This is a genomic window from Bacillus sp. USDA818B3_A (assembly GCF_009928415.1).
Classification (GTDB): Bacteria; Bacillota; Bacilli; order Bacillales; family Cytobacillaceae; genus Neobacillus.
The window spans coordinates 452,752-478,383 of record NZ_JAABNN010000003.1 but is presented as its reverse complement, the minus strand read 5'-3'; the positions used below and the strand labels follow the sequence as shown (position 1 = coordinate 478,383).

Here is a 25,632-nt window from a genome sequence, read left to right as displayed (position 1 = left end):
TGATTTTCTCATCATTTTGAGGTAAAATAAAGAAACAGCAGAAACTTGCTGGAAGGGAAGACGTTTTTTGGTGAAGATTGAGCAATTAATGGATGAAGCAAAAATAGCAAGAGAAAAAGCTTATGTTCCATACTCTAAGTTTGGAGTAGGAGCAGCCTTGTTAACAACAGATGGAAAAATATATCATGGCTGTAATATTGAAAATGCCGCCTATAGTATGTGTAATTGCGCAGAACGTACTGCCCTTTTTAAGGCATACTCTGAAGGTGACCGAGATTTTCAAATGATGGCTGTTGTTGCTGATACTGAGCGCCCTTGTTCCCCGTGTGGTGCATGCAGGCAAGTAATATCTGAACTATGCCCGAGTGACATGAAAATCATTTTAACTAATCTTAAAGGCGATGTTCAAGAACTAACCGTAGCAGAGTTGCTGCCTGGTGCCTTTTCTCCGGAGGATCTTAATGGAAAATAAAAGGAATGAAAACGCATACAAGTCAGGTTTTATCTCCATCATTGGCCGGCCGAATGTCGGGAAATCGACATTTTTAAACCGGGTAATTGGTCAAAAAATTGCCATTATGAGTGATAAGCCGCAAACGACTAGAAATAAAATACAAGGTGTATTATCACTTTCTGATGCCCAGATGATCTTTATAGATACCCCGGGTATCCATAAGCCAAAACACAAACTAGGCGATTTTATGATGAAGGTAGCACAAAATACACTTAAAGAAGTTGACTTAGTCTTATTTATGGTAAATGCCGAAGAAGGATTTGGACGCGGAGAAGAATTTATTCTCGAAAAATTTCAATCTGTTAATACGCCAATATTTCTTGTCATAAATAAAATTGACCAATTACACCCTGATGAATTGCTGCCTATTATTGAATCATATAAAGAAAAATATGACTTTAAAGAAATTGTTCCTATCTCCGCATTGGAAGGAAACAATGTTGAACGATTATTAGACCAAATAAAAGCATTTTTACCTGAAGGGCCGCAATACTATCCAGCCGATCAAGTAACCGATCATCCGGAAAGGTTTATTATTACCGAGTTGATTAGGGAAAAAGCACTGCACTTAACGAGGGAAGAGATTCCACATTCACTGGCCGTTGTTCTAGATAAAATGGAACGGCAGCCGAATAAGGATATCATTCATGTCATGGCCACGGTCATAGTTGAAAGAGATTCACAAAAAGGAATTATTATTGGTAAACAAGGGAGCATGCTTAAGGAAATTGGAAAGCGGGCTCGGGTCGATATTGAAAATCTCCTGGGTTCGAAGGTGTTTTTAGAGCTTTGGGTAAAAGTTCAAAAAGATTGGCGCAATCGAATGTCCCAACTCCGTGATTATGGCTTCAATGAAGATGAGTATTAGCATAAACCCTAATTAAAATATTAACTTCTAAACAGGATTATGCATGGACAACATTAACAATTATTTCGTCTTATATTTTGGCAAAGGCAGGCTATGATAATTATAAGGTTTGGGATTTAACATTAGGCTAGTCTAAATAATGAAAGGTGGGGTTTTCGATGATGGATTTTACGTGGAAAGTATTCCTACAGACAGGTAATATTGACACATATCTTCTCTTCAAAGAGCTTGAGAAGGAAAACCAAGAAATACCCGGAAATCAGAATGAAGATCTAGCACAAATTGATTTTCCCGTTTCATAAGTTTGTTTTCGCTCGTACGTTAGAAGGTGGATCAAATGCTTAAGAAGTATGAAGGCATTATTATTAGAACCACAGATTATGGAGAAACCAATAAAATAGTAACAATATATACTAGGGAGGGTGGTAAGATTGGTGTAATGGCGAGAGGAGCCAAAAAGCCAAACAGCCGCCTTTCCTCTATTTCTCAAGTTTTCACTCATGGATATTTTCTTTTGCAGACAGGTTCCGGCCTTGGCAGTCTTCAGCAGGGAGAAATAATTACTTCCTTACGTTCGATAGGGGAAGACATTTTTTTAACAGCCTATGCCAGTTATATTGTTGAACTTACCGATCGATGTACAGAAGACAAAAAAACAAATCCCTTTCATTTTGAATTGCTATATCAAACCTTAAATTTTATGAATGAAGGCTATGACCCCGAGATTCTCATGAATATCTACGAAATGAAGATGCTGAATGTAATGGGCTTATACCCGGTATTAGATAAATGTTCTGTTTGTGGAAGCACAGATGGGCATTTTTCATTTTCAATTAGAGAGGGCGGGTTTATCTGCCATCGCTGCCTGAAAAAAGATCCATACCATTTTCCATTATTACCTGCTACGGTTAAATTATTACGGCTATTTTATTATATTGATCTTTCAAGGTTAGGAAATATATCTGTAAAGGACGAAACAAAGGCTGAATTAAAAAAAATCATTTCTGCTTACTATGATGAATATTCCGGTCTGCATCTAAAATCAAAAAAGTTCCTTAATTCAATGGATCATTTTCGTAATCTGTTATAATTGCCTTGTTGACAATGTTAAAAGTTTTCGTTACTATTTCTTTAATATAATATTTGCTGTGACGGAAAGTAGTAATTAGAAATCTCTATAAAAGCGAACCTAGGGCGGTGTGAGCTAGGGTATAGAGCACTAATGAAGGCATTCCTGAGCAATCGTAATTAAGGAGGCTGCTTTTCTAGCAGCAAATAGGGTGGAACCGCGGGTAACTCTCGTCCCTATGCTTAGCACAAGCATAGAGACGTGAGTTTTTTTATGTCTTTCCTTGTGACTAAGACACATATGTTGATTGGAGCGGCAGGCACGAAGACTCCTGCGGGAGTACGGGGCTAGGGAGACCCCGGAGGCGCAATCGCGCCGAGGAGGCTCCCCGGCACGCCCGCGAACCGCTTGTGCCTGGAGCGGAAATCAACATCCATGTTTAACACAGCATATTTTTTAGAAGGAGCGAGAAAACAATGGGTGTAACAATGGAACAAATCGTATCACATGCAAAACACAGAGGATTTATTTTCCCTGGCTCAGAAATCTATGGAGGACTGGCTAACACTTGGGATTACGGTCCATTAGGTGTCGAATTTAAAAACAATATTAAACAAGCTTGGTGGAAAAAATTCGTTCAAGAGTCCCCCTATAATGTCGGTTTAGATGCAAGCATTTTAATGAACCCAAGAACTTGGGAAGCTTCCGGTCATATTGGGAACTTTAATGACCCGATGATCGACTGTAAAAACTGTAAGGCCCGTCATCGTGCGGATAAACTAATTGAAAATGCCCTTGATGAAAAAGGAATTGAATTAGTAGTTGACGGTCTTCCGTTTGAGAAAATGGAAGAATTAATTAAGGAACATAATATTGCTTGTCCTGACTGCGGCAGCCATGATTTTACCGGCATCCGCCAATTCAATTTAATGTTTAAAACTTTCCAAGGGGTAACAGAAACGAGTACAAATGAAATTTTCCTTCGTCCAGAAACCGCTCAAGGTATCTTTGTTAATTTTAAAAATGTACAACGGACAATGAGAAAAAAATTACCATTTGGAATTGCACAAATCGGTAAAAGCTTCCGTAATGAAATTACACCTGGTAATTTTACATTCCGTACAAGAGAATTTGAACAAATGGAACTTGAATTTTTCTGTAAACCGGGTGAGGAACTCAAATGGTTCGATTACTGGAAGCAGTTTGCAGAAAATTGGTTATTATCTTTGGGTCTTACAAAGGAAAATCTCAGACTCCGTGACCATTCAGAAGATGAGCTTTCTCATTACAGTAATGCAACAACAGATTTTGAATTCAAGTTCCCATTTGGCTGGGGCGAATTATGGGGTGTGGCTTCAAGAACCGATTATGACTTGAAACAGCATATGGAATTTTCTGGTGAGGATTTCCATTACCTTGATCAAGAAACAAATGAAAAATATGTACCTTATTGTATCGAACCATCACTCGGTGCTGACCGGGTTACACTTGCTTTCTTAATCGATGCTTATGATGAAGAGCAGCTTGAAGATGGTACTTCTAGAACAGTTATGCACTTTCATCCAGCCATTGCGCCATATAAAGCAGCAATACTGCCTTTATCGAAAAAACTTTCTGAAGAGGCAAGAGAGGTATTTGCTGACCTTTCAAAACACTTTACGGTTGATTATGATGAAGCGGGTTCTATCGGTAAACGTTACCGCCGTCATGATGAAATTGGAACACCATTCTGCATCACCTATGATTTCGATTCAAAAGAAGACAACATGGTTACCGTTCGTGACCGGGATACGATGGAACAAACACGTCTTCCAATAGCAGAATTAGTAAGCTTCTTGCAAGAAAAAATGGCTTTTTAGTATAAAAGGTGCGGGTGTCCGCACCTTTTAGCTTTTATTTAATATTTAAAATAGAGTGTATGTGGTATATAATATTTCTAATAAATATACAAAGTAAAAAGTACCATATGATATTAGGTGGTGAGTACAATCGAACTGACTAAACGCCAGGACCAAATATTACAAATTGTAAAGGATAATGGCCCGATTACTGGAGAGCAAATTGCGGACCAATTGAATTTAACACGTGCTACGTTAAGGCCAGATTTAGCCATTCTAACGATGGCAGGTTTTTTGGATGCCAGACCTCGTGTTGGCTATTTTTATACAGGTAAGTCGGGGGCCCAGTTATTAACGGAGAACCTCCAGAAAATTTTTGTATCGGACTTTCAATCGATACCAGTGGTTGTGAGTGAAAGTGTTTCTGTGTATGATGCCATTTGTACAATGTTTCTTGAAGATGTTGGCACATTGTTCGTAGTTGATCAACACTCGAGCCTGGTGGGGGTACTATCCAGGAAGGATCTTTTAAGGGCAAGTATTGGGAAACAAGAGCTTTCAAGTATTCCTGTTAATATTATTATGACAAGAATGCCCAACATTACAATGTGTGAACGTGAAGATTTATTATTGGATGTGGCCAAAAAGCTAATTGAAAAGCAAATTGATGCCTTACCTGTGGTAAAAAGAACGGACAGAGGTTTTGAGGTTATTGGCAGAGTCACGAAAACCAATATTACAAAGGCTTTCTTGGCATTAGGTGATGAGGAAATATAAAATAGGATTGGAGCTGAAAAGGGAGAATGAGTACACCTATCATTTATGTGGTCTCTGATTCGGTTGGGGAAACAGCGGAATTAGTGACAAAAGCAGCAATCAGCCAGTTCAATGGTTCTGGTATGACACTAAAAAGATTTCCATATGTTGAGGATAAAGAGCATATCGACGAGGTTTTATCACTGGTTTCCCATGATAGAGGTATGGTGGCCTATACACTTGTTAAACCTGAAATGCGTACATATTTAAAAGAAAGGGCCGATCAGGATGGTATTCAAGCAGTAGATTTAATCGGACCTATCATCGATCAAATTCAGATCTTCAGTGGTAAAACGCCACTATGTGAACCAGGTTTAGTAAGGAAACTGGACGAAGACTATTTTAAAAAGGTGGAAGCAATTGAGTTTGCCGTCAAATATGATGATGGACGAGATCCGAGGGGGCTTTTAAAGGCCGATATCGTGTTGATCGGGGTATCAAGAACCTCCAAAACCCCGTTATCTCAATATTTGGCACATAAACGATTAAAAGTGGCAAACGTTCCTTTGGTACCCGAAGTAGATCCTCCTGAAGAATTATATAAGGTTCCTATAGATAAGTGCTTTGGATTGAAAATTAGCCCGGAAAAGCTGAATAATATTAGAAGAGAGCGATTACTTTCCCTTGGGTTAAACGATCAGGCCAGCTATGCTAATATTGAACGAATAAAAGAAGAGTTAACTTTCTTTGAGAAAATCGTCAAAAAAATAAAGTGCCCCGTAATAGATGTGACCAATAAAGCTGTAGAAGAGACAGCAAACGTCATTTTAAATTATATTCAAAAGGGGAAATCCTGACACATAATCAAATGATTATGTGCTTTTTTGTTAAAAAAAATGAAAAAAAGTTATGGTAAAATGATAACGAATATACTATAATAAAAAATTGTGATAAAAATATATCTTTTTAGGTTTAGAGTTGCATTGGAACGAATAAACTATTTATTGTGAGATGTCAAGGAAGTCCCTTGAAAAAAATTCGACATAAACCCTTTTAATAAAAGTTTACCCTTTTAGAAGGAATATGTGGAGTAATGTAGAATTAATACTTATGGAAAAGCCAAACCGGCTATTTTGTCGATGCAGGTACTTGCCCGGTCGAAGAGGAAATTGTCGAAATTGTAATCTGTCCGCACGCGTTTTTTGTTGCTTCCTGTGATCAACAGTGTGAAAGAAAATCATTACATAGGCAACCTGGAAATACGTTTATTCAGAAATGGTGTTTCAATCTCTAACCATACAGTTAGAGGAGGAGAGGACAGTAAAGGGCAAAAACCTTACAATTTGAGGAGCGAGCAAGAATTGTGTTTCAATCAACAAAAAAAATGTCGAATTTTGCAGGAATTTTAATGATGCCTGCAGAATTCATGTAGTACAAATGGAGTTGTTTTCATGGCAGACCTTATTGCCGAAGAAAAGATTGACCAAATTCGTCAGGCTGTTGATATAGTCGAGGTAATTAGCGACTATGTACAACTGAAAAAACAGGGGCGAAATTACTTCGGATTATGTCCATTCCATGGAGAGAGCACCCCATCTTTTTCAGTATCACCTGATAAACAAATCTTCCATTGTTTTGGCTGTGGAGCAGGAGGAAATGCTTTTTCATTTTTAATGGAGCTAGAAGGGATCTCATTTCAAGAAGCAGCCATTAAACTTGCAGCAAAGGTAAGTATTGATTTAGGTGTAAACTTGCCGCAAACATTTGGCGGTAAAAAAGTTTCCAAAGACTTGCAGGCAATGTTGGACGCGCATGAGCTTTTAAGGAAATTTTATCATCATCTCTTAGTAAATACAAAAGAGGGCCAGCATGCTCTGGAGTATTTACTGAACAGAGGATTTACCCAAGAATCGATTGATAAGTTTCAAATCGGGTATTCATTAAACTCATGGGACTTTGTTTATAAATTCCTTACTAAAAGGGATTTTTCGCCTGAATGGATGGAAAAAGCCGGATTGATTATCAAACGAGAACGGGATGGAACCTATTTTGACCGATTTAGGGACCGGATTATGTTTCCAATTTTTGACCGACACGGTAATACGATTGCTTTTTCAGGGAGATCACTTGGGGCTGATGAGCCAAAATATTTAAATAGTCCTGAAACGGCAATCTTTAATAAAAGCAAAATTTTATATAATTATCACTTGGCAAAGCCGAGTATCAAGAAAATGCAATATGCTGTTTTATTTGAAGGATTTGCTGATGTCATTGCTGCAGACCGTGCGGGTGTAGAAAACGGCATAGCCACTATGGGAACAGCGCTAACAGATGAGCACATCGCTCTTTTAAGACAAAATGTACAAACAATTACCATTTGCTATGATTCCGATAAGGCTGGGATCGAGGCTGCTTTCCGGGCAGGGAATCATCTGAATGAAGCTGGTTTTCATTTAAAAGTTGCCATGATGACAGATGGTCTAGATCCTGATGAATATATTCTGAAAAATAGCGCAGAAAAGTTTCGAAATGAAGTAATTGGCGCTAGTTTAACGTGGATGGCCTTTAAATTTCTATACTTTCGCCGCGGAAAAAACCTTCAGCATGAAGGAGATCAGCTGGCATATATCGAACAGATAATTAAGGAAATCAGCAAACTTGATAAGGCAGTTGAAAGGGATCATTATTTAAGACAGCTGGCAGCAGAGTTTTCCCTATCTTTAGAGGCATTACAGCAGCAGCAAAAACAAATCTATTTTGCTGAAAAAAGAAAATCAAATGGTCAAAAAGAAATAACACACAAGCCGGTTTTAATCATCAAGCCTTCAGAAGGGCTTAAACCGGCATATATTACCGCTGAGCGAAGGTTAATTGCCCATATGCTTAAGAATCGTGACGTAGCTTATAGGGTTCAGGAATTACTTTCAGGACAAACGTTTAATCTGGATGAACATCAGGCAATAATAACCTATCTGTTAGGATTTTTTGAAGATCATATTGAACCTGATACCAGTGCGTTTTTGACCTATATTCAAGATGTTAACCTTAGAAGGCTGGTCGCCGACATTGAGATGATGTCCATCAATGAAGAGATGACAGATCAGGAATTATCTGATTATATCAAACAGGTGTTGAATTATCAAAAAAGGTTAAAGATAAAAGAAAAAGAAGTGGAACTCAAAGAAGCTGAACGAGAGAAAAATTTTACTCAGGCAGCGGCGATTGCCAATGAGATTACAAACTTGCGTAAATCGTTATAAATTTCCTATTATTGTCTTTGATTTTTGGAAGGAGGGGGACATATGGCTGCAGAAAAATCAGCCCGTTCAAAAGAGGTTGAAAATGAATTAACCCTTGAACAAGTAAAAGACCAGTTGACTGAACTGGGTAAAAAAATCGGTGTCCTTGCCTATGATGATATTGCAGAGAAAATGGCTAATTTTGATGTCGATTCCGAACAGATGGATGAATTTTATGAGTCCTTAACTGAGCAGGGAATTGAATTAGTAGGCGATAGTGAAGAGGAAGATCCAGATATTAAGAAAATCGCAAAAGAAGATGATGAAGAATTCGATTTAAATGATCTCAGTGTACCTCCAGGTGTAAAAATTAATGACCCTGTTCGTATGTATTTGAAAGAGATCGGCCGTGTTGACTTGCTCTCTGCCGAAGAAGAAATTAAACTTGCGAATCGAATTGAAGAAGGAGACGAAGAGGCAAAACGCCGTCTTGCCGAGGCGAATTTAAGGCTTGTTGTCAGTATTGCCAAACGCTATGTCGGCCGTGGAATGCTTTTCCTTGATTTAATTCAGGAAGGGAATATGGGTCTCATTAAAGCAGTTGAAAAGTTCGATTATCGCAAAGGCTTTAAATTTAGTACCTACGCTACCTGGTGGATTCGCCAAGCCATCACTCGTGCAATTGCTGACCAGGCAAGAACCATTCGTATTCCTGTTCATATGGTAGAAACGATTAACAAGCTAATTAGGGTTCAGCGGCAGCTGCTGCAAGATCTTGGGCGCGAACCAACACCGGAAGAAATCGGTGAAGATATGGATCTAACTCCTGATAAGGTTAGAGAAATTCTAAAAATTGCTCAAGAACCGGTTTCACTTGAAACGCCAATTGGTGAGGAAGATGATTCACACTTAGGAGATTTTATTGAGGATCAGGATGCAACCTCACCTTCTGAACATGCAGCGTATGAGTTATTAAAAGAACAATTAGAAGATGTTCTAGATACTCTGACTGACCGAGAAGAAAATGTCCTTAGACTCCGTTTTGGATTGGATGATGGACGGACTCGAACTCTCGAAGAAGTAGGAAAAGTCTTTGGTGTTACACGTGAACGTATTCGTCAAATTGAGGCTAAAGCACTCAGGAAATTACGCCATCCAAGCCGAAGCAAACGTTTAAAAGACTTCTTAGAATAAATGTGTATAAATAGCTTACTTCTTACCAGAAGTAAGCTATTTTTTTGTCTGAAAATAAAATGAAAGCACTTTCTGTAATTGTTATTTTACTGAATTGTCTCTCATTTTGCAAATGGACTTTTAGCATTTCAGCACGTTTATTATGGAAAAACATAATAATATAAAATTTTAAAATGTTGGGAATTATTTAGAAATCCTTATATAATAAAAAGAAAGCGCATTCAGTTCGCTTGGGAGGGATGGATATGGATTTTGACTTAACATCTGAACAGCAATTGATTAAACAAACGATCCGGCAATTTGTAATGGAAGAGGTAGCACCAGGAGCAGTTGAGCGTGACCGAACGAAGAGGTTTCCTGTAGAGATATTTAAGAAGCTAAGTGAATTAGGAATGATGGGCCTCCCCTTTTCTGAAGAATATGGCGGAGGCGGAGCAGATACCACCAGCTTTGCAATTGTTGTTGAAGAATTAAGCAAAGGCTGCGGCTCGACGGGGATCACTTACTCTGCACATATTTCATTAGGCGGTGCCCCGCTTCATTTATTTGGTACTGAGGAGCAGAAGCAAAAATATTTAACTCCAATTTGTACAGGAGATTCATTAGGCGCATTTGGCCTTACTGAACCAAATGCGGGATCGGATGCAGGAGGAACTAGGACTTCTGCGAAAGAAGAGCATGGGGAATTTATCATAAATGGAAATAAGTGTTTCATTACCAATGCCAGTTATGCGAAACATTTAGCTTTAACCGCGATAACGGGTGAAAAGGATGGCCAAAAGGAGATTAGTGCCATCATTGTTCCTACGAATTCAGAGGGGTTTACCATCATTGATAATTATGAAAAGATGGGATTGAATGCATCCAATACAACGGAGCTGGTGTTGGAGGATGTCAGAGTACCTGTTGGTAATCTTCTAGGGAAGCGTGGAGAGGGCTTTAAGCAGTTTTTAATTACTTTAGATGGCGGGCGTATTGGTATTGGTGCAATGGCTGTAGGTATCGCTCAAGGTGCCTATGAGAAGGCATTAACTTACGCAAAGGAAAGAAAGCAATTTGGTAAATCCATTTCATCCTTTCAGGCTGTTCAATTTAAACTTGCTGACATGGCCATGAAAATTGAGTTAGCTCGCAACATGGTTTATAAAGCGGCCTGGTTAAAAGACCAAGGCAGGCCGTTTTCAAAGGAAGCGGCCATGTGTAAGTTATATGCTTCTGAAATTTGTATGGAAGTCACGAACCAAGCAATTCAAATCCATGGCGGGTATGGGTATATGAAGGAGTATCAGGTGGAGAGAATGATGCGTGATGCAAAGCTGCTTGAGATTGGAGAAGGTACTTCGGAAGTACAAAGAATGGTTATATCCCGCCTTATAGGGTGTTAAAGGGATGATGAATGCTAAAGAGGCTGAGGAAATAATTTTTTATTTTTTCAGTCTCTTTTTTTCTGTTTTATAAAGATTATAGTGATAAAATAAGTTTAGGGCTTTTCCTTCTGTTATTTTTCAAGTAAAATAGTAGTTGTTTGTAGACTATTTATTTTTAACAGCGTTCGTACATAAGGGAGGTAAGATCATGAAACGGAATCCGGTAATTCCTTACATTCTTGTCATGGTTTTTGGGATCGTATTAGTGTTTGTCCTTTCTTTCAAAGGTCTGGGAGACATGAAAGAGGTCGCCAAGGATAATGGGGAAGGCAGCGAGAAAACAGAGGTTGCAGCATCCAAGCCTGAAGATATCTATGCGCAAACCTGTGTTGGCTGTCATGGGGATCAATATCAAGGGGTAGTTGGTCCTACATTAAAAGGTGTCGGCACGAAGTATTCTAAAGATGAAATCGTTGACATTATTACAAAAGGTAAGGGCAACATGCCAGCAGGTCTTGTTCCTCAAGAACAAGCGGAAGCCATGGCAGAATGGGTATCTAAAATTAAATAATTAAGAAGGGTCCTTTGCATAAGTGAAGGACTTTTTTTATACTGAAACGAAGAGCAGCAGCGCCTAGGCACTGCTGCTGGACATTTCTCTAAGTTCTATGTATAGGTAATATTATATTTTAGTAAATGTGGTGGAAATTTGAATACAGATAAATTATCAGTCAGATTAACGAGAGTTGCCAATTATGTACCAGAGGGGGCAAGGATGGCCGATATCGGATCGGATCATGCCTATTTACCCTGTTATTTAGCTAAAAATATAAAAATTCCCTTCGCTATTGCAGGTGAAGTCGCCGAGGGTCCATACCAATCTGCAGAGAAAAATGTGCTGGCAGAGGGACTGGCAGACCAAATTTCTGTTCGTATGGGGGATGGACTTGAGGTTATTCAACCTGGAGAAGTAGATTGTATTACCATTGCCGGGATGGGTGGTGCTTTAATTTCTACTATTTTGGATAACGGGAAAGACAAGCTTGATTCAGTAAAGCGTTTGGTCCTGCAGCCGAATATAAGCGCAATCTCCATTCGAACATGGCTTCTCTCTAACAATTGGGAGTTACTAGCCGAAGAGATTATTGAGGAAGATGGGAAGATCTACGAAATATTAGTAGCTGAACAGGGGGAACCTGATAGGCCTTATCGGGAAAAAAGGGAAGAAGGGCTTTTATTAGGACCTTTCCTATTGAAACAAAAAAATGAAATCTTTATAAAGAAATGGACAGCTGAAATGAAAAACTGGCAGCGGATTTGCCAAGCTCTAGAGGGTGCGACGGAAACTGCCGAGACCATTGAAAAAAGGAAAGAGCTAATCGAGAAAATCAGATTAGTGGAGGAGGTCCTAAAAAATGAAGAATCCTAACGGTCATGAAATCATTCAACTCTTTGAACAATTCTCTCCGAAGAATTTAGCGATGGAGGGAGACAAAATAGGCTTGCAAATTGGCCGCTTAAATAAAAAGGTAAAAAGGGTCATGATTGCTCTCGATGTTCTTGAAAATGTGATTGACGAGGCTATTGAAAAAGATGTTCAATTAATCATTGCCCATCATCCTATCATTTTTCGGCCGCTTAAAAACTTACTGACAGATACAACTCAAGGGCAAATGATTGAAAAGTTATTAAAACACGATATTGCTGTTTATGCCGCCCATACAAATTTAGATGTGGCCAAAGGCGGGGTAAATGATCTTTTGGCAGAAGCCTTAGGTCTTACGGATGCCGAGGTACTGGTGCCTACATATGATACAAAGCTTAAGAAATTAGTGGTCTTTGTCCCTTCTAGTCATGCCGAGGAAATGAGAAGAGTACTGGGGGATGCTGGGGCTGGTTTTATCGGAGAATACAGCCATTGTTCTTTTTCCGCAAGTGGTACAGGGAGATTTCTGCCTGGAGAAAATACGAATCCGTTCCTGGGAAAACGGGGTCAGCTTGAAGAGGTTGAGGAAGTAAGAGTAGAAACAATTGTACCTGAACCTATTTTAAAGAAAACCATAACTGCGATGATCAAAGCACATCCATATGAAGAAGTGGCCTACGATGTATACCCTTTAGAGAATAAAGGCGAAGTACTTGGCCTGGGGAGAATCGGTAAAGTGGATGAAATGACATTAGCCGAATTTGCTGAAAAAGTAAAAACTGCATTAGGGGTGTCTACAGTAAGAGTTGTCGGGGACTTGAACTCTAAAGTTAAAAAGGCTGCAGTACTAGGTGGAGACGGTAATAAATACTTCATGAATGCTAAGTTTAAGGGGGCAGATGTATATGTAACAGGAGATATATATTATCACACTGCCCATGATGCGATGATGCAGGGATTAAATATGATCGACCCGGGTCACAATGTTGAAAAAGTAATGAAAAAAGGGTTAACAAAAGTATTACAAAAAATGTGTCAAGAGTCAGGATATGAGGTAGACATTCTTCCTTCTGAAGCAAATACAGAACCGTTTCAATTTTTGTAAACCCATGAAAAAAACCGATCTTTAGATTGATCGGTTTTTTATTTATGCTATTTTCCAGCACTTTTTACTCTAGGAAGGATCTTATTTAATTGTACCTGTTTCCGGCGTTCCCATGTGGCTTCATTATTTGGATCAAATTGCTCAAGGAAGGAGACTACTTCCTTAGTGATTGGGGTTGGGGTAGAAGCGCCGGATGTTACGGCAACCGTTTTGGCATCCTTTATCCACTCGATATCTAATTCGGTTATATCGGCAATACGATATGCTCTAGTCCCTGCAATTTCCTCTGAAACCTGGGCAAGCCGGTTCGAGTTATTGCTTTTTGGATCTCCAACAACAATTGTCACATCTGCCTCTGTAGCTTGTTCAGCAACAGCTTCTTGACGGATTTGGGTAGCATGGCAAATCTCATTATAAACCTCCACATGAGGATATTTTTCCTGGACTTTTTCCATTGTTTCCCGTACGTCCCATTGGCTCATGGTCGTCTGGTTTGTAACAATAAGTTTATCACTTTGTATGGTTAATGCTTCAACATCTGCAGGAGTTTCAACTAAATGAACCATACCTGGTGCAACACCTACTGCCCCTTCCGGCTCTGGATGCCCCTTTTTACCGATATAGATAACTTGATAACCTTGCTTCGTCTTTTCCTCAATTAAATCATGTGTTCTGGTAACATCAGGACATGTTGCGTCAATGGCGACTAGGCCCTTTTTCTTAGCAAGCTCACGTACTTCCGGTGAAATGCCGTGAGCGGTAAAAATGACAGTACCTGAATCCACTTTTTCTAAGATATCCAGACGATTCTTACCGTCAAGAGTGATAATTCCCTCTTCCGCAAACGCATCAGTGACATGTTTATTATGAACGATCATCCCTAAAATATAGATAGGGCGAGGCAGTGTTTTATCTAAAGCGGCGTTTCTAGCAATCACCATGGCATCGACGACACCATAGCAGTATCCGCGTGGGGATATTTTAATAATTTGCATATAATAAAGTCCTCCTAATTGAACTTTGTTAACTAAACTTACGGAAAGTCTTTTCTGTTAGACTATGTATTTATTATATAAAACTAATAGATATAATACAAAGATACATTTTTCCTTTTCCAATGTCTGCAAAATAGAAAAGAATGCTGTTCTGCAGCATTCTGAATAATTAGATATACATTTTTGGCATGGAACTTCCTTTTTGATTATTTTTAGAACGTTCCTTCTTGCCCCTGCTTGAGTTGGATTGATGTTTCGAATGATTGGATTCCGTACTTTCCATAGTTGAAGAAGATTCTACAACGGCTTCAGCTTTGGTTTCCTTACTCGATGATTCAGTGTTCTTTGAAGCATTTTTTATACCTCTATATAGCTTCCACATCGCTGGCAGATTTTTTACCATTGGCCCGTACTGCTGGATAACGGGTCCGATGGATTGTGCGGTCTTTAATACTTGCTGAGTATTGTTTAAGATACCATTTAATCCTGCTGGATTACTTAAGGATTGTAATAAACCGCCGCTTCCTGCTGCTCTGTTTACTCCCATCATACCGCCGCCTGTGGCACCTGGTTGTGTTCCTCTTCCGAGAAGTTTGGAGAGTAATCCGCCGCCGCCCGTTTGATTCATCGGCCGGGCCCCCATTCTAGCTCCCATCATTGGATTTCCTCCACCGAAACGTCCTGCTGGGGGCCTATTCATCATTGGATTATACCCGCCTGGTCCCATCATCGGCCCACCTCCGCCGAACATTTGCTGCCCCATTCCGCCGTTAAAGGGCATTCTAGGTCTTGGCTGCATTCTAACGACCTCCTTTCATTCTGGCTTAATACATTAAACTATGCATAAAACTAAAAATGGTTTAGGTTTATACACAGAGAAAAAACTAAATTTCGTTTTAAAAACCAGCCAAAAAGTAAAAGCTGTGTATAAAAAGAATAGTTAACTGGTTATTTAGTTGAAATTTTACTATAATAACATGATGGAAATAGAGAAGGATGTACTTTGAGGAAATACTACTCCATAAGAAGATCAATATGAATAGGAGCTATTATATGAAAGCAAATCAATTTGAGAGATTTAAGTTTCAGCCCTTTATTATAGAAGCACTCAACGAATTTGGATTTTTTGAGCCTACCGAAATCCAGGAACGGATGATCCCATTGGTTCAAAAAGGGGAAAATGCCATTGGTCAGTCTCAAACAGGGACAGGAAAAACATATGCCTATGTGTTGCCGATTCTAGAGAAAATTGATCCTGACAGGCAAGAGGTTCAGGCCGTCATTACAGCTCCAACAAGAGAATTAGCCTCTCAAATATACCAGCAAATTTTGAAAGTCACCGAACATTGTAGTCCTGAAGGACAAATTATGACTAGATGTTATATTGGCGGGACAGATAAGCAGCGAACAATTGAAAAATTAAAAGTTCAGCCGCAAATTGTTGTAGGTACCCCGGGAAGAATTAAAGACCTGATGGTAGAGCAGGCATTATTCATCCATACAGCCAACATTCTTGTTGTCGATGAAGCGGATATGATGCTCGATATGGGATTCATAGAGGATGTGGACAAGGTTGCGGCAAAAATGCCTGATAAACTCCAAATGTTAGTTTTTTCTGCCACCATCCCTGAAAAGTTAAAACCATTCTTAAAAAAATATATGGAAAACCCAAAAACGGTTCAAATTGAATCAAAGAGAAGAGCAGTGGAGAACTTAGAACAGTTCCTTCTGCCTTCAAGGCACCGAAATAAAAAGCAACTGGTTCATGATGCATTGCTTACCTACAATCCATACTTAGCAATTGTCTTTACCAATACAAAAAAGATGGCAGATGAGGTTGCCAATTTTTTAAATGAAAAAGGTTTAAAGGTTGGACGGGTTCATGGTGATTTAAGTCCGCGTGAACGGAAAAAAATGATGAAACAAATACAGGACTTGGAATATCAGTATATTGTTGCGACCGACCTTGCTTCACGGGGGATTGATATTGAAGGTGTCAGCCATGTGATCAATTATGAACTTCCAACCGATTTAGATTTTTATATTCATCGAGTCGGACGAACAGCACGGGCCGGTAATTCAGGGATCGCCCTGACGGTTTACGAGAATTCCGATGAGGATGCTTTAAACCGGTTAGAAAAAATGGGTATTCAGTTTAAGCATGTGGATTTAAAGAATGGGGAATTCATTGATATTGATGATAGAAATAAACGAAAGAGTCGCGTACGTAAAGAGGATGAGGCAGATCGGACCGCTAAATCTATTATCAAAAAACCACAAAAGGTAAAGCCGGGCTATAAAAAGAAAATACAGTGGGAAATGGATAAAATCAAAAAGCGCCAGCGAAAGATAGAGAAAAGAAAGAAATAATCATAATAAGGGAGAGAAAAGAATGTTGAAAATCGGCTCGCATGTATCCATGAGTGGAAAAGATATGCTGCTCGCAGCCAGCGCTGAAGCCGTATCTTATGGTGCCAATACATTTATGATTTATACAGGTGCCCCGCAAAATACAAGAAGAAAGAAAATTGAAGACTTAAATATTGAAGCAGGCAGAAAACATATGGAGCTAAATGGGATAACTGAAATTGTCGTTCATGCTCCTTACATTATTAACATTGGAAATACAACGAATCCGGATACATTTGAGTTAGGGGTCAGATTCCTTCGCACTGAAATTGAACGGACTGAGGCAATCGGTGCAAAACAAATTGTTCTTCATCCGGGAGCACATGTTGGAGCCGGTACGGAGCTAGGCATCAAAAAAATCATTGAGGGCTTAAATGAAGTACTGACAGGTAAGGAACAGGTTCAAATTGCATTAGAAACAATGGCTGGGAAGGGTTCTGAATGTGGGAAATCATTTGAGGAACTTGCGATGATTATGGACGGAGTCAACTATAACGATAAATTATCTGTATGTTTTGATACATGCCATACACATGATGCAGGCTATAATATTGTGGAAGACTTTGATGGTGTCCTAAATGAATTTGATAAAATTATCGGTTTAGACAAGCTGAAAGTCCTTCATATTAATGATAGTAAAAATTCATCCGGAGCGAGAAAAGACCGCCATGAGAATATTGGGTTTGGACATATTGGATTTACGGCATTAAATTATGTGGTGAATCATCCGCAGCTTCAAGATATCCCTAAAATTTTAGAGACTCCTTTCGTTGGTGAGGATAAGAAAAATAAAAAGGCACCTTACAAGTTTGAAATTAACATGCTGCGTGAGCAAGTGTTCAATGAGAATTTGTTAGATGACATTATGCAAGGATAAGTAAAAGCTGTGCCCAGGCACAGCTTTTTATTGCTTCGTTAGTTGAATCAACAGTTTATTGACTTCACGCGCCGTTTCTGGACCGGCAGCTTTAGCAATTTGTTTTACCAATTGGGCCCGCTGTGCAGTATCAAATATATTAATGTTTTTACCTCTTAAGTATTCAGCAATCTTTTTTGCCTGTTGAAGACTAACCCTAATATTAAACTGGTTTGCATACTTTACCAGCTCTTCACCGGTGATGGTATTAATTTTATGATTAATGATGTTTTCAAATATTTTCACCCTCATCACTCCTCCATGCTAATGTATGAAAAAGGGGTTGGAGTGTGACAATGGAAAAAATAGATAGTCGAAAGGGAGTGTAGCATACTTTACATGTGGAAGTTCGTATTGTATACTACTTGAAGTTAAATCGGAATGATTCTTATAATTAAAAGTGAGTGTGTATAGAATGCAATCTATTATTGATATAAAAAATCTTTCTTACCGTTATGAAAAAGATAGTGTTCTTGAGGATATAAACATAACGGTACCAGAAGGTTCCTTTTTAGCTATTGTAGGACCGAATGGCTCAGGGAAATCGACCCTGCTGAAATTGATTTTAGGCTTATTAAAGCTGCAAAAAGGTGAAATTTTTTTATTTGGAGAGGAAATCAGTAAATTTAGAGACTGGCAAAAAATTGGTTTTGTTTCCCAAAAGGCCAATTCCTTTAATACCGGATTTCCAGCAACTGTATTTGAAGTTGTATCGAGCGGAATGACTAAAAAAATTGGTTTGTTTAGATTTTTAAAGAAAGAGCACAAACAGAAGGTCACCGAAGCCCTGGATGCAGTCGGGATGAAGGAGTTTAGCCATAGAAATATTGGCGAGCTATCCGGAGGGCAGCAGCAAAGGGTATTTATCGCCCGTGCACTCGTAAGTGAACCTAAGTTATTGATATTGGATGAACCAACAGTTGGAGTCGATGCGGAAAATGTTCACTCGTTTTACCAAATGCTGGCGGATCTAAATACTAATAGGGGCATTACTCTTCTTTTGGTGACCCATGATATTGGAACCATCTCAGATAAGGTTACACATGTTGCCTGTCTAAATAAACATTTGCATTTTCATGGGATTACCAAAGAATTTGAACAACTTAGCAGCAGGAACGAGTTGTCTAAGGTTTATGGCCATGATGTTCACGTACTTACCCATAACCATGAACATGGAGGCGTTAAAAATTGATCGAAGGTATTTTTCATTATGAGTTTCTACAGAATGCATTTCTAACTGGGATCATGATCGGTATTCTTGCACCATTATTAGGTGTATTTATTGTGGTTAGACGTTTATCGTTAATTGCTGATGCACTAAGCCATGTGACCTTGGCAGGTATTGCTGCCAGTCTGTTAATTGAAAACAAATTTGTTATGCTCGCAGGTTTGAACCCGCTTTATATGGGGATGGTTTTTTCCGTAGGGGGCTCTTTGTTTATCGAAAAATTACGAGGAGTATATAAACACTATCAGGAATTAGCTATCCCAATTATTATGTCGAGCGGAATTGGCCTAAGTGTCATCTTTATTTCACTTGCAAATGGGTTTAACACAGACCTATTCAGTTATCTATTTGGAAGTGTCTCTGCTGTCAGCCGAACCGATTTATGGATTATCCTCATCATTAGTATTGTCGTCATTTTAGCCATTATTTTATTTTATAAAGAACTATTTTTACTTTCTTTTGATGAAGAACATGCTAAAGCTTCAGGAATACCGGCAAAAACGATCCATTTTCTATTTATTGTCATGGTGGCTCTTGTGATCGCTGCTTCCATGAGAATTGTTGGGATATTATTAGTCTCCTCTTTAATGACACTTCCAGTTGCTGCAAGTATCCGAATTGCAAAAGGTTTCAAACAGACCATCATACTTTCAGTTATTTTTGGTGAGCTTTCCGTAGTAGGCGGCCTTTACACCGCCTATTACCTTGACCTTGCTCCTGGCGGTACGATTGTTATGATTGCTGTGCTCATTTTATTAATAGCTATCCTATATAAAAAATCAGTTCGTGCACTAGGAGGAGGAGCTAAGTGAATGTAAATGAAGCCATTCAATATTTAAAGGAAAATGGATTTAAACAGACAGGTAAACGAGAAGACATGCTGCAGCTATTTGCTGATCATGATAAATATTTAACAGCTAAAGAGGTACTTGATTTTTTAAAAGACGATTATCCAGGCTTAAGTTTTGATACCATTTATCGAAATCTCTCGTTATTTGTGAGTATGGGGATACTAGAGATGACCGAATTATCCGGTGAAAAACATTTCCGGTTTACCTGTTCAAGAAATCATCATCACCATCACTTTATCTGTTTGGACTGTGGAAAAACGAAAGAAATAGAAACCTGCCCAATGGATGGGTTAAGTGAAAATTTAAAAGGCTATGATATTTCAGGCCATAAATTTGAAATATATGGCCGGTGTCCGGAGTGCCATTAAAAAACAGCTTGTGATTACACAAGCTGTTTTTTACGTAGTGTTTCATTTGTTTTTAACCAATTTTCCACCCAATCATAAGCCTCTTTCCAATTCCTTACTCGTATAACCCCTTTTGGAACCGGATCCTGATTATAGGGTGTATCAAAAAGAATGACTGGAATCTGGCACTCCTCGTGTATCATGACTGCATTGTCATGTTTATCTTCAAAAAAGAGATCAACTTTATGTTTTTTGGCCGTTTCCACTTTATTATGGGAGCCAATTAATTCAATATGGTGAAAGGTTAATCCGTGCTGAAAAAACCATTGTTCCGTAACATCAAGTAAATGAGACCCGCGGGCACTGATAAAAAAAAGTTCATGGCCATGTTTCCATTTATTTAATACATCAATAGCATCATCTGCTGGAGGGGAGCCTTTATAAATGATTGGTTCATTTTCCGTAAACCAATGTGCAAATTCCTTTTCGTCTACATTCACAAAAGGCGTTAATTCGTACTGATTAACATCCTCATATAAAATATTTAAATTAAAGGCTTTGTTAATAAATGGTAGCAGGGAATCTGGGGAGGTTACCGTTCCGTCTATGTCAATACCAAATCTTTTCATTCTTTCTTCCTTTCGTTTTAGCTCTAAGTTCTCTTTATATTTTACCAAAGACCTCACAACAATAAAGGATTATTTTTATAAGTAAAATTTTCTCGAGTTTCTAATAAAAAACTATTTAAGACAAACATTAACATACTAAAAAACTTCAGGCAGTTCACAATAATAAATGCTCCTATTACTGAAAGTGAGGGATTAGGATGGCAGATGAAAGAGACACGAAAGTGCAAGAAGCGCTTCGAGGGCCAATCATTGGAGAGGATATTCCAAATTCTCCTTCCGCATATCGAGAAGAAACAGCTTCAGAAGTAGCGGCACCAATTAGGACTTCTTACTCCTTAAAGAAGTCTGAGAATACACCTGAGATTGGTGCATCCGTACCTCTCCGAACTTCTCCATACAGAGAAGAATCGGCGGCAGAGATTGCTGCACCAGTTCCTGTCACACTTCGTAAAAATCAAGGTATTACCAACGAAGGGCAGCAAGCTGGAGCAGGAACAGGGATGGGTGTCCTTGCCTTAGCGTTATCGATTTTATCACTGTTTGTAATGCCTATACTGTTTGGTGCAGCAGGAATTGTGTTAGGATTCGTTGCAAGAAGAAGAGGTGCCACAGGCCTTGGTGCATGGGCAATTGGTATTGGAGCTATTTCCATTATCGTTGGCATCTTTATTCTTCCGTTCTTTTAGCAATCTGCGCAGGAGCAAAAAGAAACCCGGTAAATTTACCGGGTTTCTTCATGTTTTTAATTGTTTGTTTTTGTTAGTTTTTCTTCTTCCGCCTTTTTACGGAAATACTCTTCGGCCACTTGGTCGATTTCCTTTTTCAACTCTTCAACCATTTGTGCCTCAGGAACCTTCCGGACGATTTCTCCTTTTCTAAACAGTAACCCTTCACCACGGGCACCAGCTATGCCAATATCCGCTTCACGGGCCTCTCCGGGACCATTTACAGCACAGCCCAATACTGAGACTTTAATTGGCGCTTTAATTGTAGAAATATATTCCTCCACTTCATTCGCGATTGAAATAAGGTCAATTTCAATTCTTCCGCAGGTTGGACATGAAATTAATGTTGCTGCATTAGAGGATAGTCCAAATACTTTTAAAAGCTCGCGGGCAACTTTTACTTCTTCCACAGGATCTGCACTTAAAGAGATACGAAGGGTATTTCCGATTCCCTTACTTATGATGGCCCCTAATCCGGCAGCACTTTTTACCGTTCCTGAGAAAAGAGTACCGGATTCGGTAATTCCTAAGTGTAAAGGATAATCGAAAGCGCGTGCGGCTTTTTCGTAAGCTTCAATCGCCAGATTAACATCTGAGGCCTTCATTGAGACGATAATATCATGGAAGTCCAAGTCTTCAAGTATTTGAATATGATGCAAGGCGCTTTCTACCATACCATCTGCGGTAGGATAACCATATTTTTCAAGAATTTTCTTTTCAAGCGAGCCTGCATTTACCCCAATTCGAATGGGGATACCACGTTCTTTTGCAGCTTTTACTACGGCTTCAACTTTCTCCCGTTTTCCAATATTCCCTGGATTAATCCGAATTTTATCGGCACCGCCTTCAATCGCCTTTAGTGCTAATTTATAATCAAAATGAATATCAACTACTAAAGGAATATTAATCCTCTTTTTAATCTCTGAAATTGCATTGGCAGCACGTTCGTCGGGACAAGCCACTCGGACTATTTGACAGCCTGCTTCTTCCAATCGTTTTATTTCTGCAACGGTTGCCTCCACATCGTGGGTTTTCGTTGTTGTCATGCTTTGAATAATAATTTCGTTATTTCCGCCAATCGTCAAATTACCGACTTTAATAGGGCGCGTTTTGGTACGATGTATAATTTCACTCACAGTGTAATTCGCTCTCCTTTAAAATGGACTCGAATTCGCATAAAATCCGATCTGGTTTAAAAAGCCTTCTTACAATAATAGATAGGGGAGAATCCCTCAGATGAAGGCTCAACTTATTTTATCAGCCATTTGCTATTTTTGACAAGATTAACGACTATCCTCTTTATTTTGAGTAATCAGGAAAATGATATGTAGAACCTATTTGAATTTTTTCAGGAGATTTTCCTTTATTTAATGTCTGGAAGTCCTCGATAAGTTCAGGAATCGATACAGGAAGGGATTTATTTATTTTGTGTTCTACTATGGATATGACTGTTTCACCTGGTTTTACTTTTGCATCAAAAGAAGGGATGCCAGTATCTGTATCTACGGGTGCCGATGCTTGGGTGTCTTCTGCTTTTGCATCTGCCTGTTGAGGAGGGGAGGTGGGAAGGGTGCCGGTTGTAAGGTCATAATATATAACGTATATCACAATTAAAGCTAAAACAAAGCCTAATAATTTCTTCATGGGACATGCCTCCATATGGGGTGTTTGTACATTGGTATGCTTGTCCACACTAGATTAGAACAAAAAAACGCCCTTTTAAAGGACGTCTTTTTGGGCGCTTTTAGGTTTTGGCACTTCTTTAATCGCGAGATATAACACAATGATGACAACGAACCAATTAATAATGAAACTGTTTGGTACGGCTGTTCTTAGGGTAGTCATAATGGTGAAAAACACCGTAGGCAATGTTTCGCTATATGCAGCCATTCGCCACATTTGTCTATAATTCAGTTTTTTACTTCCTTTTAACGCTAAGCCGATCAAGGCTAAAACAGAAACCTCAATGAAACTGGCAGCACTTGAGAATAAATAGATAAACAATGAGACAACCGGAATGATAATTCCTTTCATTCCACCGATTGTATCTAAAAAGTTGAACAAATTGTTATTGGTAATATGTAAATCAGTCATCATTGAATAAGGATAGGATTCAACGGTTCCGGCTGAGGCTAAAGCAAATTTATCCTTCAATAAAGCAAATGCATTTCCTGCCTCGGCCGCATCTTCTTCAGACATCGCTCCTGTAGGGTCAATAATGATTGTAAAATTTCCTTTGTCGATGGTAACAGGTACATCTGTTTTAGCTGTCAGGCGTCCATTTTGTACTGAGAAGGACGGAGCCTCGTCTTTTAGGATTGTTTTTGCAGCATCTATCCCTTCAATCAGGGCAGTACTGAAATAAATAATAGATGGCAGGATGGAAACGAAGGTCAAGAAAAACACATAAAGAATTGTTTTTCCAATTCCCTGAAACCGGAATAAGGCAATATCCCTTGGGGAATAGATACTTTTAAAAAATTGCTTGAAGATATTCATAAATAACCACCTTTAGAGAAAACAAAATTATAAACGAGTTCAAGAGAATAAGAATTCAAATTCTATTGTAGCCTGTGTCATTGAGATATACAAGAAAGTAGCGGCATCGAAACCATTTTGACGCTCATTCGTAGAAGTTAATTACAGAAGGAGGGTGAGAGCGATGGAAATCGTTTATTGGGTTATTATTAGTATTTTGTTCTTAGTAGCCTTTATTGGCTTAGTCTATCCGATTATCCCGAGTGTTTTGTTTTTACTAGCTGGATTTCTTTTATATGGAGTGTTTTTTTCCTTTGCGCCATTTAATTGGCTGTTTTGGATCATTCAAGGATTGTTCGTAGTCTTATTGTTTGCAGCGGATTATATCGCAAACGCAATTGGCATAAAAAAATACGGCGGTTCGAAGGCGGGGGTGTGGGGAAGTACCATTGGTATTATAGCAGGACCGTTTGTCATTCCAATCTTCGGAATATTAATTGGGCCTTTCATTGGGGCGATAATAGCCGAGCTGTTAGTTCATAGAAGATCTTTTAGTGAAAGTGTGAAGGTCGGAGTTGGCTCGGTAATTGGATTTGTAAGCAGCGTTGTTACAAAAACCATCATTCAACTCATTATGGTTGGTTACTTTTTTATGGAAGTTTTATAATAAAGCCACTTGCGATACCCAAGTGGCTTTTGGCTTTTAAAAATTTAATTGGCCTGAGTAATAGTTAATTGATCCCGCAAATTTCCAGTGGACAGTTTTGGCAATCAACTTCCGTTTTTAAATAGGCTAGGTTCTTTATCGTGAATTTTTGATTTTCATATAAAATAACATCCTTTTCTCGGAGCTCTTTTAAAGCACGTTGGATGACCTCTCTAGTGCCATATGTTAAGTTTGCAAGTTCTTGGTGGGTTAACGGAAGGTCGATCAATAGACCGTTTTCAGTTTTTACTCCATAAGAGTTACATAACCGGATAAGGATGGAATATAAGCTGCCTTTTTTGCCATTCATTATTAAGTCTTGACATTTCATCTGGGCCTTTAAATATCCAGTGCTTAGCCATGCAACAAAAGCATTCATAGCTTCTGGGTCTGTTAAGATAAATTCTTCAAATTGTTCTCTTTTAATTTGAAGTAATTCACAATCGGTTAGTGCCTTAGCATAAAACTGGTATTGAGGCTTGGATTTAAAAAGCTGATACTCAACAATGATTTCCTTTTCACTTAAGACTTTTAAAATAAAATCCTTACCCCGTAAATGAACCCTGCCAAGCGCAATGCTCCCTTTTAGTAGTAAATAAACATACTCAACCGGGTCTTTTTCATGAAATAGCGCAGTCCCATTTTTAACTTTTTGAATGGGCTCACTTTTTTGGAAAAAATGAACCATCAGATTATATATCGAAATGCTTGTCATTTGCATATTTGTCACTCCTTTTCACCCTTACAATTTGATTAAAATCCTTTATAAATAACATGTCAATAAGGCATAACCCATTATGGAAGCGATTTATGGGGGGATATGACAAAAATCGTTGACAGAAAGCCAGCTGAATGAATCATGACAAATTTTCGAAAGATTTTAGTAAGCTGGGAGATTGTTTTTAAGAGTATAAATTTCTGACAAAAGGACATTGTATTTATGTTGGGTTTAATCAAGCATTTTATTTGAAA

28 protein-coding genes and 1 other annotated feature are annotated in these 25,632 nt (G+C 38.7%); of the genes, 20 read left to right on the top strand and 8 right to left on the bottom strand.

Going from position 1 to position 25,632, the window contains the following annotated elements; genetic code table 11:
• Window positions 1-70: 70 nt before the first annotated feature.
• From GXK58_RS08720 to GXK58_RS08660, 13 genes are all read left to right on the top strand, one after another.
• Window positions 71-472 carry a cytidine deaminase gene (locus GXK58_RS08720; protein ID WP_237389620.1) on the top strand — a complete coding sequence of 134 codons (402 nt, stop codon included), beginning with the start codon at window positions 71-73 and terminating at the stop codon, window positions 470-472.
• The gene (gene era / locus GXK58_RS08715) at window positions 462-1,382 is read left to right on the top strand and encodes a GTPase Era (protein ID WP_160721761.1); all 921 of its coding nucleotides are present in this window, start codon (window positions 462-464) and stop codon (window positions 1,380-1,382) included. Before GXK58_RS08720 ends, era begins: the two co-directional genes overlap by 11 nt.
• 158 nt (window positions 1,383-1,540) lie before the next feature.
• On the top strand, window positions 1,541-1,684 hold the full coding sequence (locus GXK58_RS08710; RefSeq protein WP_098529956.1) for a YqzL family protein: 144 nt from the start codon (window positions 1,541-1,543) through the stop codon (window positions 1,682-1,684).
• A 35-nt stretch (window positions 1,685-1,719) separates the two neighbouring features.
• Window positions 1,720-2,472 (top strand): DNA repair protein RecO, encoded by a 753-nt coding sequence (recO, locus tag GXK58_RS08705; protein ID WP_160721759.1) that lies wholly within the window; start codon window positions 1,720-1,722, stop codon window positions 2,470-2,472.
• Window positions 2,473-2,521: 49 nt separating this feature from the next.
• Window positions 2,522-2,692, top strand: a binding site (T-box leader).
• Window positions 2,693-2,927: 235 nt separating this feature from the next.
• Complete coding sequence (locus GXK58_RS08700; protein ID WP_160721757.1) at window positions 2,928-4,310, top strand: glycine--tRNA ligase; 1,383 nt, start codon at window positions 2,928-2,930, stop codon at window positions 4,308-4,310.
• Window positions 4,311-4,430: 120 nt separating this feature from the next.
• The gene (locus GXK58_RS08695) at window positions 4,431-5,066 is read left to right on the top strand and encodes a helix-turn-helix transcriptional regulator (protein ID WP_202171322.1); all 636 of its coding nucleotides are present in this window, start codon (window positions 4,431-4,433) and stop codon (window positions 5,064-5,066) included.
• Window positions 5,067-5,092: 26 nt separating this feature from the next.
• A complete protein-coding gene (locus GXK58_RS08690; protein ID WP_160721753.1) occupies window positions 5,093-5,902 on the top strand; it encodes a pyruvate, water dikinase regulatory protein in 810 nt (269 codons plus the stop codon).
• 594 nt (window positions 5,903-6,496) lie between these two features.
• Window positions 6,497-8,305: a DNA primase gene (dnaG, locus tag GXK58_RS08685; protein ID WP_160721751.1), complete on the top strand. Its 1,809-nt coding sequence runs from the start codon at window positions 6,497-6,499 to the stop codon at window positions 8,303-8,305.
• A gap of 42 nt (window positions 8,306-8,347) precedes the next feature.
• Window positions 8,348-9,478, top strand: a complete 1,131-nt coding sequence (rpoD, locus tag GXK58_RS08680) for an RNA polymerase sigma factor RpoD (RefSeq protein WP_160721749.1) — start codon at window positions 8,348-8,350, stop codon at window positions 9,476-9,478.
• A gap of 245 nt (window positions 9,479-9,723) precedes the next feature.
• Window positions 9,724-10,863: an acyl-CoA dehydrogenase family protein gene (locus tag GXK58_RS08675; protein ID WP_160721747.1), complete on the top strand. Its 1,140-nt coding sequence runs from the start codon at window positions 9,724-9,726 to the stop codon at window positions 10,861-10,863.
• A 190-nt stretch (window positions 10,864-11,053) separates the two neighbouring features.
• Window positions 11,054-11,416: a cytochrome c550 gene (gene cccA, locus GXK58_RS08670; protein WP_160721745.1), complete on the top strand. Its 363-nt coding sequence runs from the start codon at window positions 11,054-11,056 to the stop codon at window positions 11,414-11,416.
• A 138-nt stretch (window positions 11,417-11,554) separates the two neighbouring features.
• Window positions 11,555-12,274 (top strand): tRNA (adenine(22)-N(1))-methyltransferase, encoded by a 720-nt coding sequence (locus tag GXK58_RS08665; RefSeq protein ID WP_160721743.1) that lies wholly within the window; start codon window positions 11,555-11,557, stop codon window positions 12,272-12,274.
• On the top strand, window positions 12,261-13,376 hold the full coding sequence (locus GXK58_RS08660) for a Nif3-like dinuclear metal center hexameric protein (RefSeq protein WP_160721741.1): 1,116 nt from the start codon (window positions 12,261-12,263) through the stop codon (window positions 13,374-13,376). Before GXK58_RS08665 ends, GXK58_RS08660 begins: the two co-directional genes overlap by 14 nt.
• A gap of 47 nt (window positions 13,377-13,423) precedes the next feature.
• On the opposite strand, the gene GXK58_RS08655 is transcribed toward GXK58_RS08660, so the two are convergent.
• Together GXK58_RS08655 and GXK58_RS08650 are read right to left on the bottom strand one after the other, a co-directional pair.
• The gene (locus tag GXK58_RS08655; RefSeq protein WP_160721739.1) at window positions 13,424-14,371 is read right to left on the bottom strand and encodes a 4-hydroxy-3-methylbut-2-enyl diphosphate reductase; all 948 of its coding nucleotides are present in this window, start codon (window positions 14,369-14,371) and stop codon (window positions 13,424-13,426) included.
• Between the two features lie 169 nt (window positions 14,372-14,540).
• The gene (locus tag GXK58_RS08650; RefSeq protein WP_237389604.1) at window positions 14,541-15,170 is read right to left on the bottom strand and encodes a YqfQ family protein; all 630 of its coding nucleotides are present in this window, start codon (window positions 15,168-15,170) and stop codon (window positions 14,541-14,543) included.
• Window positions 15,171-15,424: 254 nt separating this feature from the next.
• On the opposite strand from GXK58_RS08650, the gene GXK58_RS08645 reads away from it, so the two are divergent.
• Window positions 15,425-16,741 carry a DEAD/DEAH box helicase gene (locus GXK58_RS08645; RefSeq protein ID WP_160721737.1) on the top strand — a complete coding sequence of 439 codons (1,317 nt, stop codon included), beginning with the start codon at window positions 15,425-15,427 and terminating at the stop codon, window positions 16,739-16,741.
• A gap of 22 nt (window positions 16,742-16,763) precedes the next feature.
• Window positions 16,764-17,657 carry a deoxyribonuclease IV gene (locus GXK58_RS08640; protein WP_160721735.1) on the top strand — a complete coding sequence of 298 codons (894 nt, stop codon included), beginning with the start codon at window positions 16,764-16,766 and terminating at the stop codon, window positions 17,655-17,657.
• 27 nt (window positions 17,658-17,684) lie between these two features.
• On the opposite strand, the gene GXK58_RS08635 is transcribed toward GXK58_RS08640, so the two are convergent.
• On the bottom strand, window positions 17,685-17,942 hold the full coding sequence (locus GXK58_RS08635; protein WP_160721733.1) for a DUF2624 domain-containing protein: 258 nt from the start codon (window positions 17,940-17,942) through the stop codon (window positions 17,685-17,687).
• A 169-nt stretch (window positions 17,943-18,111) separates the two neighbouring features.
• Here GXK58_RS08635 and GXK58_RS08630 point away from each other — a divergent pair, with 169 nt between their 5' ends.
• The 3 genes from GXK58_RS08630 to GXK58_RS08620 are packed head-to-tail and all read left to right on the top strand — an operon-like array spanning window position 18,112 to window position 20,143.
• The gene (locus GXK58_RS08630) at window positions 18,112-18,888 is read left to right on the top strand and encodes a metal ABC transporter ATP-binding protein (protein ID WP_160721731.1); all 777 of its coding nucleotides are present in this window, start codon (window positions 18,112-18,114) and stop codon (window positions 18,886-18,888) included.
• Window positions 18,885-19,736, top strand: coding sequence for a metal ABC transporter permease (locus GXK58_RS08625; RefSeq protein WP_160721729.1), 852 nt, complete (start codon window positions 18,885-18,887; stop codon window positions 19,734-19,736). Before GXK58_RS08630 ends, GXK58_RS08625 begins: the two co-directional genes overlap by 4 nt.
• Window positions 19,733-20,143 (top strand): Fur family transcriptional regulator, encoded by a 411-nt coding sequence (locus tag GXK58_RS08620; RefSeq protein ID WP_160721727.1) that lies wholly within the window; start codon window positions 19,733-19,735, stop codon window positions 20,141-20,143. The genes GXK58_RS08625 and GXK58_RS08620 overlap by 4 nt, the downstream gene beginning before the upstream one ends.
• Before the next feature lie 14 nt (window positions 20,144-20,157).
• Here the strand turns inward: GXK58_RS08620 and GXK58_RS08615 are convergent, their stop codons facing one another.
• Entirely contained in the window at window positions 20,158-20,751 is a 594-nt protein-coding gene (locus GXK58_RS08615) for a 5' nucleotidase, NT5C type (RefSeq protein WP_160721725.1), read from the bottom strand.
• 317 nt (window positions 20,752-21,068) lie between these two features.
• Here GXK58_RS08615 and GXK58_RS26995 point away from each other — a divergent pair, with 317 nt between their 5' ends.
• The gene (locus GXK58_RS26995) at window positions 21,069-21,437 is read left to right on the top strand and encodes a DUF4190 domain-containing protein (protein ID WP_442862465.1); all 369 of its coding nucleotides are present in this window, start codon (window positions 21,069-21,071) and stop codon (window positions 21,435-21,437) included.
• Window positions 21,438-21,493: 56 nt separating this feature from the next.
• On the opposite strand, the gene ispG is transcribed toward GXK58_RS26995, so the two are convergent.
• From ispG to GXK58_RS08595, 3 genes are all read right to left on the bottom strand, one after another.
• Window positions 21,494-22,603: a flavodoxin-dependent (E)-4-hydroxy-3-methylbut-2-enyl-diphosphate synthase gene (gene ispG / locus GXK58_RS08605; protein WP_202171330.1), complete on the bottom strand. Its 1,110-nt coding sequence runs from the start codon at window positions 22,601-22,603 to the stop codon at window positions 21,494-21,496.
• Between the two features lie 172 nt (window positions 22,604-22,775).
• Entirely contained in the window at window positions 22,776-23,120 is a 345-nt protein-coding gene (locus GXK58_RS08600) for a hypothetical protein (protein WP_160721721.1), read from the bottom strand.
• Between the two features lie 75 nt (window positions 23,121-23,195).
• Window positions 23,196-23,975, bottom strand: a complete 780-nt coding sequence (locus GXK58_RS08595) for a DUF1189 domain-containing protein (protein ID WP_160721719.1) — start codon at window positions 23,973-23,975, stop codon at window positions 23,196-23,198.
• 163 nt (window positions 23,976-24,138) lie between these two features.
• Here GXK58_RS08595 and GXK58_RS08590 point away from each other — a divergent pair, with 163 nt between their 5' ends.
• The gene (locus GXK58_RS08590; protein ID WP_160721717.1) at window positions 24,139-24,621 is read left to right on the top strand and encodes a DUF456 domain-containing protein; all 483 of its coding nucleotides are present in this window, start codon (window positions 24,139-24,141) and stop codon (window positions 24,619-24,621) included.
• Window positions 24,622-24,685: 64 nt separating this feature from the next.
• On the opposite strand, the gene GXK58_RS08585 is transcribed toward GXK58_RS08590, so the two are convergent.
• Entirely contained in the window at window positions 24,686-25,381 is a 696-nt protein-coding gene (locus tag GXK58_RS08585) for a Crp/Fnr family transcriptional regulator (RefSeq protein ID WP_160721715.1), read from the bottom strand.
• Between the last annotated feature and the right edge of the window lie 251 nt (window positions 25,382-25,632).

Bases quoted from the DNA above. Each gene is read 5' to 3' on its own strand.
- GXK58_RS08700 (WP_160721757.1), top strand. From the start codon at position 2,928: ATGGGTGTAACAATGGAACAAATCGTATCACATGCAAAACACAGAGGA.
- GXK58_RS08650 (WP_237389604.1), bottom strand. From the start codon at position 15,170: ATGCAGCCAAGACCTAGAATGCCCTTTAACGGCGGAATGGGGCAGCAA.
- era (WP_160721761.1), top strand. From the start codon at position 462: ATGGAAAATAAAAGGAATGAAAACGCATACAAGTCAGGTTTTATCTCC.
- GXK58_RS08600 (WP_160721721.1), bottom strand. From the start codon at position 23,120: ATGAAGAAATTATTAGGCTTTGTTTTAGCTTTAATTGTGATATACGTT.
- dnaG (WP_160721751.1), top strand. From the start codon at position 6,497: ATGGCAGACCTTATTGCCGAAGAAAAGATTGACCAAATTCGTCAGGCT.
- GXK58_RS08590 (WP_160721717.1), top strand. From the start codon at position 24,139: ATGGAAATCGTTTATTGGGTTATTATTAGTATTTTGTTCTTAGTAGCC.
- GXK58_RS08660 (WP_160721741.1), top strand. From the start codon at position 12,261: ATGAAGAATCCTAACGGTCATGAAATCATTCAACTCTTTGAACAATTC.
- GXK58_RS08710 (WP_098529956.1), top strand. From the start codon at position 1,541: ATGATGGATTTTACGTGGAAAGTATTCCTACAGACAGGTAATATTGAC.
- rpoD (WP_160721749.1), top strand. From the start codon at position 8,348: ATGGCTGCAGAAAAATCAGCCCGTTCAAAAGAGGTTGAAAATGAATTA.
- GXK58_RS08615 (WP_160721725.1), bottom strand. From the start codon at position 20,751: ATGAAAAGATTTGGTATTGACATAGACGGAACGGTAACCTCCCCAGAT.
- GXK58_RS08645 (WP_160721737.1), top strand. From the start codon at position 15,425: ATGAAAGCAAATCAATTTGAGAGATTTAAGTTTCAGCCCTTTATTATA.
- GXK58_RS08690 (WP_160721753.1), top strand. From the start codon at position 5,093: ATGAGTACACCTATCATTTATGTGGTCTCTGATTCGGTTGGGGAAACA.
- GXK58_RS08640 (WP_160721735.1), top strand. From the start codon at position 16,764: ATGTTGAAAATCGGCTCGCATGTATCCATGAGTGGAAAAGATATGCTG.
- GXK58_RS08585 (WP_160721715.1), bottom strand. From the start codon at position 25,381: ATGCAAATGACAAGCATTTCGATATATAATCTGATGGTTCATTTTTTC.
- recO (WP_160721759.1), top strand. From the start codon at position 1,720: ATGCTTAAGAAGTATGAAGGCATTATTATTAGAACCACAGATTATGGA.
- GXK58_RS08655 (WP_160721739.1), bottom strand. From the start codon at position 14,371: ATGCAAATTATTAAAATATCCCCACGCGGATACTGCTATGGTGTCGTC.
- GXK58_RS08630 (WP_160721731.1), top strand. From the start codon at position 18,112: ATGCAATCTATTATTGATATAAAAAATCTTTCTTACCGTTATGAAAAA.
- GXK58_RS08595 (WP_160721719.1), bottom strand. From the start codon at position 23,975: ATGAATATCTTCAAGCAATTTTTTAAAAGTATCTATTCCCCAAGGGAT.
- GXK58_RS08675 (WP_160721747.1), top strand. From the start codon at position 9,724: ATGGATTTTGACTTAACATCTGAACAGCAATTGATTAAACAAACGATC.
- cccA (WP_160721745.1), top strand. From the start codon at position 11,054: ATGAAACGGAATCCGGTAATTCCTTACATTCTTGTCATGGTTTTTGGG.